At 65.8% G+C, this 18393-nt stretch carries 9 protein-coding genes; all 9 read left to right on the plus strand.

From position 1 onward, the window contains the following. The first annotated feature begins 68 nt into the window (after positions 1 to 68). Positions 69 to 3521 (plus strand): protein DpdE, encoded by a 3453-nt coding sequence (gene dpdE, locus ACFVYK_RS32645; protein ID WP_389780246.1) that lies wholly within the window; start codon positions 69 to 71, stop codon positions 3519 to 3521. Further along, the gene (gene dpdF, locus ACFVYK_RS32650) at positions 3518 to 6127 is read left to right on the plus strand and encodes a protein DpdF (RefSeq protein WP_389780247.1); all 2610 of its coding nucleotides are present in this window, start codon (positions 3518 to 3520) and stop codon (positions 6125 to 6127) included. Before dpdE ends, dpdF begins: the two co-directional genes overlap by 4 nt. Next, a complete protein-coding gene (dpdG, locus tag ACFVYK_RS32655) occupies positions 6127 to 7062 on the plus strand; it encodes a protein DpdG (protein ID WP_389780249.1) in 936 nt (311 codons plus the stop codon). The genes dpdF and dpdG overlap by 1 nt, the downstream gene beginning before the upstream one ends. Then, positions 7059 to 10112, plus strand: coding sequence for a protein DpdH (gene dpdH, locus ACFVYK_RS32660; RefSeq protein WP_389780251.1), 3054 nt, complete (start codon positions 7059 to 7061; stop codon positions 10110 to 10112). Before dpdG ends, dpdH begins: the two co-directional genes overlap by 4 nt. Continuing rightward, entirely contained in the window at positions 10109 to 10819 is a 711-nt protein-coding gene (locus tag ACFVYK_RS32665) for a hypothetical protein (protein WP_389780253.1), read from the plus strand. The genes dpdH and ACFVYK_RS32665 overlap by 4 nt, the downstream gene beginning before the upstream one ends. Further along, a complete protein-coding gene (dpdJ, locus tag ACFVYK_RS32670) occupies positions 10816 to 15297 on the plus strand; it encodes a protein DpdJ (protein ID WP_389780255.1) in 4482 nt (1493 codons plus the stop codon). Before ACFVYK_RS32665 ends, dpdJ begins: the two co-directional genes overlap by 4 nt. Continuing rightward, positions 15294 to 15806: a phospholipase D-like domain-containing protein DpdK gene (gene dpdK / locus ACFVYK_RS32675; protein ID WP_365117211.1), complete on the plus strand. Its 513-nt coding sequence runs from the start codon at positions 15294 to 15296 to the stop codon at positions 15804 to 15806. Before dpdJ ends, dpdK begins: the two co-directional genes overlap by 4 nt. After that, the gene (gene dpdD / locus ACFVYK_RS32680) at positions 15803 to 18022 is read left to right on the plus strand and encodes a protein DpdD (protein WP_389780258.1); all 2220 of its coding nucleotides are present in this window, start codon (positions 15803 to 15805) and stop codon (positions 18020 to 18022) included. The genes dpdK and dpdD overlap by 4 nt, the downstream gene beginning before the upstream one ends. 131 nt (positions 18023 to 18153) lie before the next feature. Next, on the plus strand, positions 18154 to 18393 hold a 240-nt coding region (locus tag ACFVYK_RS32685; protein WP_389780260.1), incomplete at its 3' end, for a transposase.

Here is an 18393-nt window from a genome sequence, read left to right on the forward strand (position 1 = left end):
AGCCTCTGGGGTCGAGCCCACCTGCCGGCACTGCTGCTGTGCACCACTGGCCGAGAAGGGGTTACAGCGTGACGGACGAAGCTGTCGTGTGCCCCCAGTGCGGCGCCAATATGGTCATGCAATTCGCATCGCGGGGCGCCAACGCAGGCAACTGCTTCTGGGGCTGTTCACGGTTCCCGCAATGCCGCGGATCGCGAACCATCGACGGCAGCCCGGGCAAGGCGGCGCCGGCCCGACCCCGCACGCCGAAGGCGAGCCGCCCGGTACGCAGCAGCGACACCTCCCGCGGCCTGTCGCTGAGCCGGGGTGACCTGCTGGTATCCAGCGCCAACACGCTCGGGGCGGGGAAACTCGTGGGCAAGGACGGCGATGGCCTGATCCTCGAGTACTTCGATACCCCAGGACAGCATCCAGGCGAGCGCCATCGCCACACCGTCCCGAGGGAGGGGCTCAAACGGTTCGCGCTGGCACCCGAGACGCGGGTGTTCTGGTCCACGGGCACCGCATGGCGCTCGGGGCGCGTCATCGCCACCTCAGCCCATCGGGACATCCACGTACGGGCGCGCAACTGGGAGGGATACCTTCCCGAGGAGGACCTGTATGTCCGCTGGGACGAGCAGTTGGCAGACCCCGTCGGCTTTGCCACCGCCGGACTGCTGGAGTCGCCTCTGCTGGCCGACATGCGGCGCCCCTTTCTGCAGAGCACCCTGACTCAGCGCTCGGCGGCCCACGGCATGCGCGGTGTGCTCTCGAGCGGTATCGAGTTGTACGAGCACCAGGTCGAGACCGTGTGGCGTGTGTTGCAGGACCCGGTGCAGCGCTACCTCCTGGCCGATGAGGTCGGTCTGGGCAAGACGATCGAGGCCGGCCTTGTCGTGCGGGAACTTCTGCTGGATCAGCCCGACCTCACCGTGCAACTGATTCTTCCGCCGTTTCTCTTGGAGCAGTGGCGCCGCGAACTGTCGGGCAAATTCCGCACCGGCGACTTCCCGGGCGCCCGCATCGTGTACTCCCGAGACGACGCACCCGAGACGTGGGAGCCGGCGGATCTCGTCGTGGTCGACGAGGCGCATCATCTGGCTCGCCTCGCGCACAGCGAGCAGCCCGAACTGTCTCGCCGCTACGCGCGCCTTGCCGAAGTCGCCGGGGCCAGCCCGCGCCTGCTTCTGCTGTCCGCGACGCCCGCGTTGCACAACGAACGCGCCTTCCTGGCCATGCTCAAACTGCTCGACCCGGCCGTGTACCGGGACACGACGCCCGAGGACCTGCGCCGGCGCATGCAGGCGCGTTCCGCGCTGGGCAGACTATTCCTCGGACTGCAGCCCCACTTTCCTGGCGTGCTGCTGAACAAACGCCTCACTGAGATCGGCGCCGCGTTCCCTGAAGACGCTGAAGTCGCCGCCCTGATCGACGAGGCCAGGCAGGCAGTGGGCGGACCGGACCGGCGGGCGCTGGCCGTGGCGATCGGCGCGCTGCGCACCTACGTGTCCGAGGTGTACCGGGTCCACCGCCGGATGCTGCGCACCCGCCGTACTGCTGCGCTGCACGAGTCGTACCGGGTCACCGGGCGTCTGCGCCCTCAGCAGGCTGTTCTTCCCTCGTCCGCTTTTGCCGGCCTTGCCTCCCTCTTGGACAACTGGCGCCAAGAGGCCCTTGCCGCGTGCGAGTTCGACGAGGAGGCCCGCCGCGAGGCAGCGTCGGCGTTTGCGACGGCCGTGGCTTTGTCCTTGGACCCGGACGCCCTGTGCGGGTGGGCCCAGTCCAGGGTGGCCGCCACGCCGGGCGAGCAGGACGCGCTGGACCGCATCGAGAGCGACCTGCGGTTCGTCAGCCGCCGCCGCGACCTGGCACGCCCGCTGGCCGATGCACTGACCGACCTGTTCAAAGCACGCGAGCGGGTGGTCGTCTTCTGCCCGACCCCGCACGTGGCAGGGGAGTTGGTCGAGGTGTTCAAGGACGTGCTCCCCGGGGCTGTCTACCAGCACCTGGCGAGCGACTCGCCCGCAGCGTCCGAGCAGGCGGTGCGGGATTTCGAGCAGAGCCGGATGGCAGCCGTTCTCATTGCCGACCACTCGGCGGAAGAGGGACGCAACCTCCAGTTCGCCGATCTCCTCATTCATGTGGGTCTGCCGCCCAGGGCGAACCGCCTCGAGCAGCGCATTGGCCGGTGCGACCGCTGGGACGCCCGTCGCGAAGGCGGCGCATGGCGCTCCTACTGGGTGGCCGAGACGACCGACCCGCAATCGTTTGCGGCAGCGTGGATGCAGATCCTCAGCGAAGGGTTCGGCGTCTTCGACACGTCGATAGCCAGCCTGCAGCATGCGGTGGACGCCGCCACAGACGCCGCCTGGGACCTGCTGTTTGAGCGCGGCGCCGATGCCGCACCCGACGCCATCCACATGGTCCGCACCATGCTCGAGGACGAGGTCAAGCGCGTACAGGAACAGGACGCCCTGGACAGCATCGAAGCCCCCACCGACGAGCGCTCGGTGTACGGACGGATGATGGCATCGGAGAGCCAGGCAGACTCCTTTGCCGACGTCACCGATGCACTGCTGTCCTCGCGGCGGGAGGCCGGGAACCTGCGGTTCGCCCCCGCCGGCGACCCTACCCATGCGATCGGGAGCTACGAACCCGTCAGCCGGCGGACGGCCGGACAGGTACAGATGCCGTTGGTGTCGGCTGCGCGACTGCGGCGCGACTTCGTGCCGCTTGCAGGACACCGCGGCACCTTCGTGCGCAAAGTGGCCGTCGAGCACGAAGACGTCCGCCTCTACCGCTACGGCGATCAGTTCATCGATGCCGTGTCCGACTTCCTGTGGAACGACGACCGTGGGAGAGCCTTCGGCATGTGGCGGTGGATCCCCACCTGGCCCTGGGCAGAACGCCTCGCTTACCGCTTTGACTACGCCGTAGAGGCGCAACCTCTGCAGGGCAGCCCGGAAAGCGACATGCTCGACCAGTTGGCTGCAGCCTGGAGCAGCGACCTGGTGGACCTGCCGTCCCTGCGACGCCGCGCCGACGCGCTCTTCCCGCCGCTCATCGTGACCGTGTGGACCGACGCAAACGGCACACCGATCACCGACGGGCGCCATTTCGACGCCCTGCAGGCACGCTATGCAAAGCCTGCACCCGGGCAGCTGGGAGGCGACTACGCACTCAACTCCGAGCGCATCAAGCACGCATACGAGCTCATTCCGGCCGCCCAATGGGGGACGCGCTGGCGTGCTGCTGAGCGCAGTGCCCAGCGCCTGGCCCACAGCGACGAAGTCGTAGAGGCGACCCGCACCCGGGCCCTGGACCTCGCCGGGACCGACATCGCCACCCGATTGCGGCAGTTGCAACTGCGGGCCGCGCGGTCAGAGGGAAACGAGCGCGCTGAACTGGAGGAAGAAGTGGAAACGGAAGCGCTCGCGGGCCAGGAGTTGCTGATGGCCCTCCAAACGCCTTCGCTCCGCCTGGACAGCACCGGTGTGGTCGTGGTCTCGGGCCGCAGCCTGGAGCAGGACGGCAGCGCGTGACCGCTCAACTCGACATCGTTCAGCGCATAATCCTGGGCGGCAAGGAGGCATCGGCAGAACAGCTCACCGGCCCGCACCGGCGGTTCGCCGATGCCTGGCGCTCCGGCCTTGCCGGGCCCGCCCTCAGCGGCGACATTGCCGCTCTGCTGGCTCAGATGCTCCGCCATCAAGCCGGCGTGACGGGCCAGCGCCACCACGAACTGGAGATCAACCTCCACGAACGCGGAATCGACCTGCAGGCGCTCAAGCGTGCGCACCTGCGTGTCGAACGGTTCGGCGCCACCCGGCACACCGTGCGCCTCGGTGATGTCTGGACGCCTGACTGGCTCCACGGCGACCCCCGCTGGATCGACCTCGCCTGCGCAAGCCCAGGCCCGTTCGTCTTCGCCGACAACACGACGGTGGAGACCAGCGCTCGCCCGAACAGCCCGGTGCCCGTCGATCCAGCCCTGCACGCGATCGCTCCCGACATCGACCACTACCGCTCACGGAGTCAGGCCAGCGCAGTGCGCACCGCTTCCCTGGCGGACCCGGCCTCCACCCTGCACGTCGTCCTGCCCACCGGCACCGGCAAATCCCTCGTCGGGCTGGCCCCGGGACTGCTTCGCGCACGCGGCACCACCATCGTGGTGCTGCCCACCATCGCCCTGGCACTCGACCAGGAACGCCACCTGCGCAAGCGATTCCCGGCCTCCGTGCTCCCTCGCGAACTGGCCTATCACAGCGACCGCATTAGCGAGGAACGCGCAGCCATCAAGGAACGCCTGCGTGAGGGAACTCAGCGGATCCTTCTCACCTCACCCGAAGCCCTCGTGCGAGGATTCACCGCGACGCTGCGCACCCTTGCGGCAACCGGCCAGCTCACCGGCCTGGTCATCGACGAGGCGCACCTGGTGCGCCTGTGGGGCCTGAGCTTTCGGCCAGAGTTCCAGATTGTCGCCTCACTCGTGGGCGAACTGCGAGAACTCGCCACCGGTGCCGGGCACCCACCGCCACGCGTCACCCTGTTGTCCGCAACGCTGTCGGCACCCAGCCTCACACTCAACGACCGACTCTTCCTCGGCAGCGCCGAGTCACTGTTCGTCGGATCGACCTTCCTGCGCTCCGAACTGCGCTACCTCCTGGGCACGACCACGTCTTCCGGCGTCCGGATGGACCGTCTCATAGAGGCGATGCACCACCTCCCGCGGCCGGCGATCGTCTACACCACCAAGAAGGAACCAGCAAGGATCATCGCCCAGCACCTGCAGGCTGCTGGGTTTGCTCGCACTGCTGTTTTCCACGGAGACCTCGGTTCTGCCGAGCGACTGGGCATCATGCGCGGATGGTCCGGCGACGACGGGCCGACCACAACCGACATCGTGGTCGGCACCAGCGCTTTTGGTCTGGGAGTGGACCAGAGCGACGTCCGTACCGTGGTGCATGCGTGCGTCCCTGCCTCGGTTGACCGCTTCTACCAGGAAGTCGGCCGCGCCGGACGCGACGGCCACGCGGCGCTGTCGGTCTGGCTTCCCGCCGTGCCTGACGAGAACGAAGGCCAGCAAGTCGAGAACGCGACCGTGATCGGGGACGTCAAGGCCTGGAACCGATGGCGAGCCATGCGGGATCAGGACCGGTCCCCGAAGGAAGCGGGCAACGGCCTGGTCCTGGACACCACGGTGGTACCCGAACATGGCGATGGACCCTCGGACGCCAACCAGTTGTGGAACCGCAACACGCTAATCCTCATGGAACGCGCCAACCTCATCACCATCGCAAGGCTGGCCCCCCCGGTGGTCGAGCGCATACCCGGCGAGTCCGAGCAGGCATGGCAGGCACGGTTCGACAAGGAGTGGACTGCCTTCGTGAGCCACGTCCCGGTACGGCTCAGACCGCACGTGGCCAACCTGGACGAGAGAACTTTTGAGGCTGCCCTGCAACGGACGCGCACGGAGATCAAGAATGCTGAAGCCGCCTCAACCGCGCGCATCACCCGCCTGCTGGCAAGAAGAGAATGCTGGGGACGCGTACTGAGCGAGGAGTACACCTACTCGGACATAGGCGCGATGCGGGCCAGCCAGAACGTGGCGCACGCGTGCTCCGGATGCCCCGCTGAGGGGCATGTGCACCAGCCCACCCTGCACACCGCACGTCCCCTCGTTGCAGAAGCGCTCATGTCCGATCTCGGAAGAAGCCCCAGTACGGCCCTGGCGACCCTGGCTGCCGGTCACCGCAGCATCGTGGTCACCTACCCCAGCGGACGCCTCAGAACTGCCCTGAGCAACCTCATCCAGTCATGCGTCACCAACGGCGTACGCGGCATCGTCGCCCCCGCCGCGCTACTTGGACTCCCGGCCATCCGTACGGCCTCGCGGTACGCCGACGAGGGCCTGGTCGTCGTGGACCCTCTGCACACCGGAGGGGTACCTGCGCGTCTCTCGGTACCGAGTCTGATCCTGATGGACCACGGGCAGACGCCGCCCCTCTCATGGCTCGCCCCCACCAGCGGACCGCTGCGTGTCGTGGTCGTTCCCGAAGACATGCCCGACCCGGCCTACCCAGATGCCCTCATCAAGAGCATCCGCAGCCCTCACTGGACCATTGACGACTTCCTCAGGAGACTCTGATGGCTGTTCTGAACCCACCGCGAAGCCTTCCGGCTCTTGGCCGCTCCATCATCAACTTCCTCACCGGATCCCGAACCGGATCTCGACGGGCCTGGACCGAGCCAGAGTTGATCGAGGCGTTCAGACCGCCAGGCCTGAACGAGGACAGTTCCTCCGCTGAAGGCGTCGCGCACACTGTGTACACCTTCCGGGCGATCGGGATGCTCTGCAGCGACAGCGAGGGTGTGATCACCGTGAGCGACACCGTCGCTGCCACGGGGGACACCCTGTCGCCAGCTGCGTTCCGCCGCGCGCTCCAAAGCCACGCCCTCGATCTGGACCGCGACGGTGACCCGTGGCAGACGGGTCCGGGGGAGAGTCTCACCGGCGGGGCGCGTGATCTGCTGAGGGCGATGTCGTGGTTCCTTGCGCAGGACGCGCTGGGCCGGCCCCTGTCGTGGGCCAGCGGCGTTCAGGCTCTTCAGCAGGCGCAGTTCCCGGACCTGGGCAATGAGAGCTGGGCCATCACCAACGACACCCGATGGGGTGCCGTCACTCGATGGGGACAGGCACTTGGCCTCGCTGCGCCGCCACTTGTACAGGCCAGATCGGGACTTGTGCCCCTCCCCGTCGTGGCGATCAACGACGTTTTGGAGGAACTGCCTGCCGGACAGATGCCCATCGGCGACTTCTTGAGCCAGTTGGCGGCCAAACTGCCTGTGTTGCATGGTGGCCTCGTCCGCGCCTCCCTCGTGACGTACCTTCCCGGTGGAGACCCCGACCCGGGCATCGCGCAAGACTGCGCCGACAGTTCGGTAGGCCAGGCACTGCGCATCCTGCAGGACCGCGGCCGCCTTGTCTTCGACACCCTGCCGGACGCCGACGGCATCCGACTGTCGCGATTCGACAGCCAACGCCAAACGCACGTCACCCTGGTTCAAGGAGGAAAGCGATGACCTGGCGGGGCACTCTTCCTGCTGCATGCTGGGATGCCCATGAGGCCCCGGCCATCATTCCGGTTGAGGCGGAGAGCACTTCCAACGGAGTCTTCCTCGCTACACACACCTCGATCCCGATCCTCCTGCGCGACCGGGTGGACAGTGCTGTCGGCGGCACCATCGTCAACGAACACAACCTGCGGCGCGCCGTTGAGGAACTGCCGGCAGATCAACCCATCATCCCCATCCTCGGTAAGTCGGGCACAGGCAAGTCGCACCTGATCCGCTGGCTTCGCATCAACTTGAAGCCCAACGGCGCGACCCGGCTGATCTTCGTCCCCAAACACCGCATGTCGTTGCGCGGGATCCTCGAACTCATCCTGGAACACGCCACCAGTGAACGCGCCGCGGAGTTGCGTGCCAAGGTAGCCGCTGCTACGGACGCCGCCGCGGACGAAACCACAGCACAATTGCGCCTGCGCAACGAGTTGGCTGTCCTGGTCGAGACCCGCGGGGCAGACAAGGACGGCACGCCCGAGGAGAACGATCTCCGCGCCTTCCTCGCCTCAGCGGAGGGCCTGCCCGCGCTGCTGGGCGACCCCGTCTTCCGCAGGCGGTTGCTCGCTGACAACGGTCCCATCGCGCGTCTGGTCCGGGAAAAGCTCTCCGGCAAGGGTTCGGAGGACAAGGAGGACGCGTTCGGTTTCACCGCGGTAGACCTGGACCTGTCGGTCGACGATGTCAGCAAGGCTGGCGTCGATGCCGCCAGTGTCGCTAGCGCACTTGCCAGCGACGCCCCTTTGCGGGACCTGGCAGCGAAGATGCTCAATGAGCAACTCGGGCCGGCGGTTAGCGAGGTCTTCGGGATCGGGGGAGAGGACCTCAAGCAACTCCTCGTCGAACTGCGCCTCGACCTGCACAGGCAGGGGCTGGAGCTCCTCCTCCTGATCGAGGACTTCTCGATTTTCCAAGGCATCCAGGGCGGTCTCATCGACGCCATCACCCTGCTGCCCACCGAGACGCTCGCCCTGTGCCCGATGCGTGTCGTCATGGCCGTCACCACTGGTTACTTCGTCAACCAGATGCCGGAGACGGTGTACACACGGACCTACAAAGTCTTCGATCTCGAACTTCCCGCGGACAAGACAACCCCGTTCGATCCCGCACGATTCGCCGCCCGGTACCTCAACGCGGTACGCGTCGGCTCCCAGGAGATCGACAAGCACCGCACGCACGATGGCCCGGAGCCAAACCACTGTCTGCAATGCCCTGTCCGGGACAAGTGCCACCAGGCGTTCGGGGAGGTTGAAGGCGTCGGCCTGTTCCCGTTCAGCAGGACAGCACTCGACCGGGCCATCCGCAGCCAGTCCAAGAGCGATGCCTTCATCGCCCGCGATGTGCTGACCCGCGTCCTGCGCCCCGTCCTCCACCGCGACCAGACCGAACTCGACGAAGGCCGCTTTCCCAGCACCGGATTCGAGAGCGACTTCCGCACCGGCGCGCTGGACATCCTCGACAACGTCGAGGACCAGGTCCGGCTGCGCACGCCAGGTGACCCCGAACTCTCCGAGCGCCGCGTGCGGATGGTGCGATTCTGGGGTCCGGGCCACGGACCGCAGAACCTGCATCCGACGATCCACGAAGCATTCGCCATCCCGCCCCTGCCTGACCTCATCACCGAGAAGCAGACCCACCTGCATGAGACGGTGCGGCCGGGTTCCATCTCGCCCTCGGACGAAACGGAAGAGCCCCCTGCGGGCTCGCCGTCTCTGCCCCCGTCGTCCCCGCTGCCGGCGGCTTCGAAGCCGCCTTTGGTCCGGGCCGTCGACGAATGGCACAAGACCGGCGAACTTCTTCAGAGACACCGCAACGATCTCAGGAATATCGTGCACACCGCCGTCATTGGCTATCTGGGACTCGAAGACGGCTACGGAGGCGACAACGGAGACTGGACCAAGGGAGGGGCGGAACTTGCGCCGAGTTTTGATGCCAAGACTTCGATCGCACTGGACGGAAGTGCCCTGCAGACCGCGCTGATCTCGATCGACCACCGCAATGTGGAGGATGTCCGCGTTCTTCGTGCCCTCGCCTGGCTGAATGCGAAAGAGTCCTGGGAGGACGTGCCGCAAGGAGACGCGCTGCAGAGTTTGTGCGTGAACAGGGTCCAGGAATGGGCGGACAGTGTGTCCGCTGTCCTCCTTCCATCGGAAGGCGACGATGCTGAACTGGGCCGGCTCGCGCACGCTCTTCTATCCGTCAGTAAGGCCCTGGGAATTGCCGACTCGTACAAGGGTGACGCACTCAGCCGGGTCAAGGCGCTCTTCGCTGGCTCGCCGAAGCTTGCCGATCCCGTGCAACGGCCCCACATGCGAAAGCTGCAGGACCGCTTGGTCGAACCGAAAGCAGATCGAAATCTCCTTCAGCAGCGACTGCTCCGCTTGACGTCCTACCGCCAAGGTGCAGGCAAGCCGCTGGCCATTGATCTGCCCCGCCTTGTGCGCGCAATGCGCGACGACATTGCAGAGGCGCCCTGGCCCGAGCATGTCCCCGAGCAGATCAGAAAAGCGGCGGATGACATTCAGAAGCGAACCACCATGCTGGATCCGATGCTCGACGAAACCCGACGACTGGCACCCGACGTGAGCGATCTCGGCGGTGACGTCGCGCAGGTGGCCCAGGCCCTCAACACCCTGCTCTCCGACCTGGCGGCGCTTGGCCAGTCAGCCAACTCGATCAACCTGCTCGCCCTCCATGACGCGGCGAAGTCGGTGAAACCCAGCGATCTGAAGAAGGTGACAGACCTGCGTGAGGGTCTTGACGCCTGGCCCGACCTCACCGTCGATCAGCGCCTGCGCCTGATGAATTTGGACGAAAGGCCGGCCCTGCGCATCCGCGCCTGGCTCGACCCTACGTTGCAAGCTGTGAACGCCCTGGAGCTAAAACTCCAGGCCGGACCCGCCTCGGAAGCTCAGCGTGAGTACGACGAGACCATCGAGCGGCTTGTTTCCGGGCTGGCGACCTTGAGCCGTGAGGTCATGGACGTGACCGGACCCGAGGGGGGCGTATGACGCTCATCGAACAAGTTCAGCGTCTGCGTGTGGCAGCGGTCGCTGCCCACGACGAGGACAAGATCAAGCGCCGCACTGGCGAGTTGGCTGGGCAGGCCGAGAGGGTCGAGACGCTCATCGAAACAATCCAGCGCCTCAGCCGAGGCGCGGCAGAACTGCGCGCAGCCCATGCCGCCTTGGACCCAGACCTCGGTCCGCAGGCCGCGCAACTGTCCGCAGATCTGCACATGCTCGCTGAAACGCTCCCCAGCCAGGATGCCGAAACCCCACCGCAAGCACTGAAGGCGCAGGTCAAGGCAGCCGATGGTTTCGTCAAGAGCCTTCGCGAGTCCGTCGAGCAGGCATGGGCTGCTGAACGCAGCCGTGAAGTACCGGTGATCAATGAGGATCTCGTCGCTACGCTGAGCAAGAGTGGGATCGACGTGGAAGAGATCAGCATCAAGATCGAGAAGGCGCATGGCGTGCTCAACGTCCTGAAGACCCGCGACGTCCCCCATTTGGGCGACGTCGCAAGGCTGGCCGCGGCGCTGGAGAGCCTCCAGGCGTGCGGCCAGCAGATCTCCGAACTCGTTGACCCGGTCCTCGGCCGAGTGATCACGGGCGCTCAGGAAGCGAACGGGACGCCGTTGAACTCCTTCACCCCCGATGTCCTTGCCGGGCTGTCGAGGCTGGGAATCCTGGACCGCTTCTGGGTGAGGCTGCGGTGACTCCTGAGACCGAGAGTGAAATCGTCGGCGCCCTCGAAGCACATGAGGACCCCCTGTTGTCCTGGGGCGTTGTCGACGGCGGATTCACCGACGACGAACTGCACACCCACATCGATGACGTCCTCATGGAGCGCGGCGAACTCGACACCGCCCAGGAGGCAATCGAGGCCCTCGAGGACAAGGGCCTGATCATCCGCGATGATGCCGTCTCGCCGTCACGGTGGCGTACCCGCAACGGCGAGACGCTGCGTCTGCTGGCCCGGCTGCGCCAGATCTTCCCTTCCGGCGACCCCGCGGCCTGGCGCCAAGGCGCCGCGCTCGTCTCGGACTTCCGCTACGCGCGGCGCCCCCGTGCTTACCCCCGGCGCGACCAGTCCAGACACGCAGTCATCGACGGCACTGATGCGCTCCACGATCTCTACCACCAGGTCATCGATGCCATGACTCGCCGGGGGACCCAACACGCCGACCTCAGTGGGTTCCAGGTCCGTGCCAGCCGTCAGATCTTCACGGCCCTGCAATCCAACATCACCACCGCCACTGTCGTGGGTGCCGGCACGGGTAGCGGCAAGACACTCGCCTTCTACCTGCCGGCCTTCGCCTACCTGACGGGACTCCAGGACAAGTCGGCATGGACGCGTGCGCTGGCCGTCTACCCGCGCAATGAACTCCTCAAGGACCAACTCAACATCGCTTTCGCGAACGCCCGGCGGCTCGACCACCTGTGGACGAAGACTAACGGCCGGCCCATGACCATCGGGGTGCTCAACAAGGACACCCCGACCAGCACGAAGAGCCTGACGGCCTCCTATTCCGCATGGACGAAACGGGCCGAAGGCTTTCAGTGCCCTCACTTCACCTGTCCCGGTGACGGGTACACCGTGTGCGGGGGCACACTGTTCTGGTCCGAGCAGGACGCCAAGGCTGGAATGGAACGCCTGACCTGCGGCACTTGCCCGCGTGTGTTCGACGACTCAGTGCTGGTTCTGACCCGGAACCGGATGAGCCGACGGCCTCCGGACGTGCTGTTCACCACCACCGAGATGCTCAACCGCGGTCTGTCCGACCTGTCCCTGGGCACGCTGTTCGGTGTCGGCGCGGCCAAGAAGCCCCGCTTGATGCTGCTCGACGAGATCCATACCTACAGCGGCACCACCGGCGCCCAGGCAGCCCTCGTCCTGCGACGCTGGCACCACTCTCTGCGCAGTCCGGTCACCTTCGTCGGCTTGTCCGCGACGCTGTCGAACGCCGTTCGCCACATGGCCGATCTGACGGGCGTTGACGACGGACTCGTCACCAACATCGAACCGGGCGCGGACGAGATGGAGTACGAGGGCGCCGAATACATGGTCGCCGTACGCAGTGACCCCACCAGTGGCGCCTCCGTGCTGTCCACCACCATCCAGACGGCGATGCTCCTCCCGCGCGTCCTTGACCACCCGGCAGAGCGCACATCCCAGGGACTTCTGGGCACCAAGGCGTTCGTCTTCACCGACGACCTCGACGTCACCAACCGGCTCTTCTTCTACCTCCTCGACGCGGAAGGCCAGCGCTATCGCGCCCCGCGTACCCAGCAGTTCAAAGACCCTCTGGCATCCCTGCGACGTCCCGGGCAAGACAACCTCACCGAGCAGCGGCGCGCCGGCCAGGTCTGGGACCTGCCGGTGAAATTGGGCCACAAACTCGACCGCCCGGGTCTCAACGTGAGCCGGACCACCTCGCAAGATGCGGGAGTTGACACCGCGTCCCAACTCGTCGTCGCAACTGCCTCGCTTGAGGTCGGCTTCGACGATCCGGACGTTGGCGCCGTGTTGCAGCACAAGGCGCCCCGCGGCGTCGCGGCATTCCTGCAGCGCAAGGGCCGAGCCGGGCGAAGCCGCCGCATGCGCCCGTACACCGTGGTGGTGCTTTCCGACTACGGACGTGACCGTGCCACCTACGAGGCATGGGACGCGCTGTTCGATCCCGTCCTGCCCGAACTGGTGCTTCCCATCCGCAACCGGGCGGTCCTGCGTATTCAAGCCACTCTGGCGATGCTCGACTGGCTGGCGGATCAATTGTCGTCCGATCACCGGTACGCAAAGTTGTGGCGAGACCTGAAGGGTCTCGTCGATCCGAAGTACCCGGACAACCGCAAGGTCCAGAAGACAGCCGTCGACGTCCTGCGCGATCTGCTGCGCGATCCCGGCCGCCAACGCAGCCTCCGTCTGTGGATCGAAGGCGCACTCCAGGTACCCGAGGAGTTGGCCGCCGAGATCCTTTGGCACCCACCTCGCTCGCTCATCCTCGCAGCCGTGCCCACGCTGGCTCGACGGCTGGACAGCGAGTGGGCCGTTGCGGATGACCATACGTACGTCAAGGGCAAGGATTTGATGGGCAAGAATCCGCTGCCCGACTTCTTCCCCGAGAACCTCTTCAGTGAACTCGCACTCCCCGAAGGGTATGTGGTCATACCGCCGCAGCAGTCGTGGGAGAAGGAACCTGAACTGCAGGCGATGGGCTTGGCTCAGATGCTGCGCGAGTACGCGCCAGGACGAGTGTCACGGCGCTTTGCTACCCGCAACCTCGAGCACCGGCACTGGATCCCCGTTCCCTACGGGCAGCGCGAGACTGTAATGGATCTCGCCCCTGTCCTCCAGGCGCACCATAGGGAGGAGACTGCCACCGTCGAAGTCGGTGGGGTCCCCACCCTCATTCCCATTGTCCGCCCCGACAGGGTGGAACTCCAACTCGCGCCGTCAGAACTCAAGGATGCTTCCAATGCGGCCCTGGTCTGGCGATCCCAGTTCCTGGAGAGGGGCCTCGGCCTGGTCGCCCGCCTTCCCCTGTCGGACCCCATCGGCGGCCTTGTCGACGAAGCACGCTTCTTCCTGCACGCTCAAAACGCCCACGTCGAGGTCCGCCGTCTTGCCGTCCAGAGCGAGGCCAGTTTGGTCTTCGCCCGCGGCGGTGAAGCCCGGGTCAAAGCACAGTTCTCGCTCGATGACGAGCGGGTCGGTCTCGGAGCCACCTACGACGTCGACGGCCTGCGCCTGACCATCACGGTGCCGGACGTGATTGCTCCATCCGGCGACCTCGACCCGGCCCTGCGCAGCGCTTGGTTCCAGCACGTTCTGACAAGCGACCCTGAACTGCTGGAACAGATGAACAAGTTCCAGTTGGAATGGCTGCACCAGACCATCGAATGCATGCTGCTGATGTCCGCCGTGAGTGACGGCACGCCGCTTCCCCACGCCTACCAGACGGTGCGGGAAACCTTCGCCGACCGGTTGACGGACACCCTGAGGGCAATGTTCCGCAGTTCGGACGTTGAGGAGAGCGAAAGCGCCACACTCGGCCGAGTGGGCGAGCGACTGCGTCAACTCCTCGTCGACAAGGACATCATTGCCCGCTTGGATCACCTGACGGACCAGGTCTGGAACCCTGACCCGGCACAATTCCAAGCCTGGCTGCGCCAGCGCGTCCTTGCCACCCTTGGACAGGCGGCCTTGTGGGCTGCCCGGGAGATCTGCCCCGAGCACGACCCCGAAGGCGTCATCGTCGACATAGAACCCGGCTACGCCCCCGACGGCACATGGCGCCACGGCCAGGTCTGGCTCACCGAAGCCTCTATCGGCGGCGGAGGCTTCATCGAAGCGCTGGCGACGCGCGTACGTCCGGATCCGCGGCGGTTCTTGCGGCTGATAATGAGAGCCGTCCAGCCCTCCACCAGTGAACTGGTCGACGCGCACATGCGGCGGATCGTGCGCTACACCACCGAGCGCAGCGACTGGCTCGACCTCGTTGCTGAATACAGGGGCTCGGCGACACAGGCGGACCGGGTGAAAAACCTTGACCGCATACGGGCACAGTTGCGCGACTCAGGCATCCACGGCGCGGAGCAATCCGTCGTCTCGAGCCTGGCGAACCGCCTGCTCCGGCCCGGATCGACCGCACAGACGGACCAGGCACTACGTACTCTCATTGACGAGTGGGGGATCCAAGAGCAGCGCCTGGGCCTTGAAATCTCGCCGCGTACCTGGGCTTACCTGATGCGCCAGCGGCACGACCTGGACGCCGGACTGAACCTGTCCGCGAACTCCTCAGACCGCCAGCGTATCGACGCCATCCAAAGCGCACTCTGGCCACGCGGATGGGGCATACGCGCCGGAGCACTGCAGTCGTGGAACCCCTACTTCGACAATCCGCCGGCCGCACCCGATCTCATCCGGGGACTGTTCACGTCCACAGACGACCTCATCAGCGTGACAGATCCCGACGCGGACAACCTGGTACGCACGCGCCTGGCCCAACAGGGATCCGCCCAGCTCATCGCGCCTCCCGAGGACGTACCCGCCCTGGCAGACATGCTGGTGGATCTGTCGATCCGCGCCATCGAAACGGACTTTCTCCAGGTGTTTCCACGAGTCGTCGAGATCGACCACCGCTCTGAGGGCAGCGTCGTGGCCACCCTCGAACTTGCCGAGGTATCCGCATGAGAAGGATCACCACCGCCGGGGCCGGCGAGACCCGGCAACTCACCGATCTGCTGCAGAACCTGCTGGTGTCTGAACTGCTGGCCCCATCAAGTCGCCTGTGGGTACTGTCCCCGTGGATCTCCGACATTGTCGTCATAGACAATGCATCCGGACAGTTCAAGAGCGTGCTTCCCGCCTTGCCAGCCCGACCCATCCGGCTGACGGAGGTACTCATCGAACTCGCCCGTCGTGGCTCGGATGTCCGAGTGATCATGCGGAACGAGCCGCGCAACGCCGTCACAGGCCAACGCCTCACTGACCTCGCCCCGGCGGGGCCACGGCCGACCCTGCTCATCCGGAACACCCTGCACGACAAGGGCATGGTGAGCGACAGATTCCACGTTCACGGTTCGATGAACTTCACCTTCTTCGGCCAGAGAGTGAACCAGGAAGGCGTCACCGTCGTATCCGACCCCGACCAGATCGCCCGCGCTTGGGTCGAATACCAGAACAGGTACCAGTTGCCATGAGCGTTGATTTCAAGGAATTCTTCGGTCCAGGCAACGACATCACGCCCACACGGGTAGGACCGGACTTTCAACTTATACTCGATAATTTCATGGCAGGCATCCAGCAGCGCCAGATCGGATTCCTGCCGCGAAGTTCTCAAGGCCGTCTGTGGTGGTACGGCTTCGCACCCACCCCGCGCCAGCAGCGCGAGACACTCGCCATCCTCGACAGTTGGATCGGCCCCACCTTCAGCGACCTGCCCCGCCAACGCGGTGCCCTCAATCCGACTGATCCATTCGACGCCGTACTGGCAAACGCATCCGTCAAGCCCCTGCGCTTTGAAGTACTGCCCCGCCGGACAGCGGACTCGGAAGAGTGGAAACACGCGCGAAGCCAGGTACGCGACGCCCTGCTGGTGCTCACTAGACTCCTCAACGGCCGACCGCCCTCAGAGTTCGACGCCCCCCGCACGACTGTCGAGGTCCTCGACGACCTCGGACACGCCATCGCTGCCCGCGACCGTACCGTCGCCTTGGCCTGCCTGCGCGAACTTGAGGCGACCGCCGATCTCGACCAGGCGAACCTAGCCTTCCTGCGACTACGACTCTTCGCCGGGCTCGAAGACTGGAGGGCCGTCCTCGCGGACCGGGACCTCGACCACGTCCTCGCCATGCGCCGCCCCCTGAGCGTCACTCAAGTGATCCAGCAGGCGGCCTACGCCAGATGGTTCGCCCCGTACGACGCAGCAGGCAAAGAGGAAGAACTACTCGGTGCCGTCACCGCGCTCCCTGCAGCGTTCCGGCCACTGTTCTCGGGCACACCGAGAACGAGTCGGGCGCAGGCTGTCGTGGAATTCCTCATCGAGGTCGAAAACGACGCCGGAGACGACACACTCAACCGACTCCTCGACGAAGCCAGCACGATCGAACCCGGTCTGCCCGCCCACCTGCGCAATGTGCTGCACCTGCACCGAGAACAAAGCCCTCAGCACACCGCCCCGTCCGAGCCATCCGCCCCTGAGAATCAGTTCGACTCCTCGAGCGAATCGCCCCTGGAGCGCGCGACCGGGATGATGGCCCGGGGCGAACTTCAGGCAGCCATCGAACTCGTGCTGACGCTCGAACCGAGCCTGCACGCGGCATACCTGCTCCTGACCTGTGCACGCGACCTGCAGTCACCACAGCAAGCAGCGTTGGCACTTGAGTACATCTCTACGCATCACCTCCAAGGCTTGATCGACGGAGCGAGCGCACGCCTGCGCGATGATCTCGCCTGGTTGGAGCAGTTCACCCAGGCCGGGCCCCGCTTGGATTGGCGCACCTGGCTGGATGCTCTGAACGGAGACCACGGCAGCGCAGCGCTGGCGGCCGGCCCCGAAATTACCGACGGCTGGACACCGCTGAGCAGCAGTGCGCTGACCGCGTGGCTTCACGACGCGTCCGACGAGACACTGGGCAAACTCGGTGAACTCGGAGGCCAGTTCATGGCAGCGCACCGCGACATCTTTACTGAAGACGGAGCAGCCGAACTCAGTGAACGCATCCTCGCCGGTCTCGCCCTCAGCGGTAAGAACTCGGCCGGCGTCCGGGTGCAGACCCAAGCCCTGCTGGACTATCTACTGTCTGCCAACCCTGCCTCCGCGGTGTTCGCGTCCGGGCTCGAGTGGACCGAGTTGATCCTCTCCGCGAACGTCTCCGCTGTGACCACAACGTGGGCGATCGACATACTGCAGGCGGCGACAGCTACATCGGCAGCAGTAACGAGCCCCGCCACCATTGAACTGTTCTACAAAATCACCAACACGGTCAGGCCGTTCAAGTCAGCACTGAACCCAACCGACCTTGAAGCCATCAAGCTCATAGCCGGCGAACTGGGAGCCGGTGTCCCGGAAGACTTGCTCGCCGACCAAGTACAGGATGCCGACCCCGGAGCGCCCTACCGCTACCTGCAAGACTCAAAGGTGGTGCTGTACTCCCTCACCGAGTCGGCCACCACCCGAGCTGCACAGATACTGCGCATCCTGGTACCCAAGATCGACATCGAGACGAGCGCCGAACACGATGGCAGCAGTAAACTCGCCGCACAGGCAGCCAACGCTGACGTCTTTGTCGTAGTGACGGCATCGGCAAAGCATGCCGCCACTGACTTCATTACTGCCAAGCGTGGGACACGACCCGTAGTGCTCGTCAACTCGCGTGGCTCATCGGCGATTTTGCGTGAACTGGCGGAAGGGTGACGGTCCGCAACGCGGCAGGCTAATGCTTCTCCCGCAACACTCGAGAAGCCCAGTCCGAGGCGACGGGACTGCTGCAGGGTTGGGTGACACCTGACCTGGCTTGCTGAGAAGCGGCCTGGAAGGATGTCCCAGTGCCCAAGCCGTATCCGAAGGAGTTCCGCGAGGATGTCGTGCGGGTCGCGCGCAACCGCGAGCCCGGCGTCACGCTGGAACAGATCGCCGCCGACTTCGGCGTCCACCCGATCACGCTGTCGAAGTGGCTGCGCCGCGCCGACACCGACGAGGGCGCCAGGCCCGCAGCGACGTCGGGTGAGTGGGCCGAGCTGCGCGAGGCCCGCAAGCGCATCCGGCTGCTGGAGCAGGAGAACGAG

The sequence above is a fragment of the Streptomyces sp. NPDC058291 genome (assembly GCF_042880855.1).
GTDB lineage: Bacteria > Actinomycetota > Actinomycetes > Streptomycetales > Streptomycetaceae > Streptomyces.

Coding starts and splice junctions, on each gene's coding strand:
- dpdH (WP_389780251.1), top strand. CDS start 7,059: ATGACCTGGCGGGGCACTCTTCCTGCTGCATGCTGGGATGCCCATGAG.
- dpdD (WP_389780258.1), top strand. CDS start 15,803: ATGAGCGTTGATTTCAAGGAATTCTTCGGTCCAGGCAACGACATCACG.
- ACFVYK_RS32665 (WP_389780253.1), top strand. CDS start 10,109: ATGACGCTCATCGAACAAGTTCAGCGTCTGCGTGTGGCAGCGGTCGCT.
- dpdG (WP_389780249.1), top strand. CDS start 6,127: ATGGCTGTTCTGAACCCACCGCGAAGCCTTCCGGCTCTTGGCCGCTCC.
- dpdK (WP_365117211.1), top strand. CDS start 15,294: ATGAGAAGGATCACCACCGCCGGGGCCGGCGAGACCCGGCAACTCACC.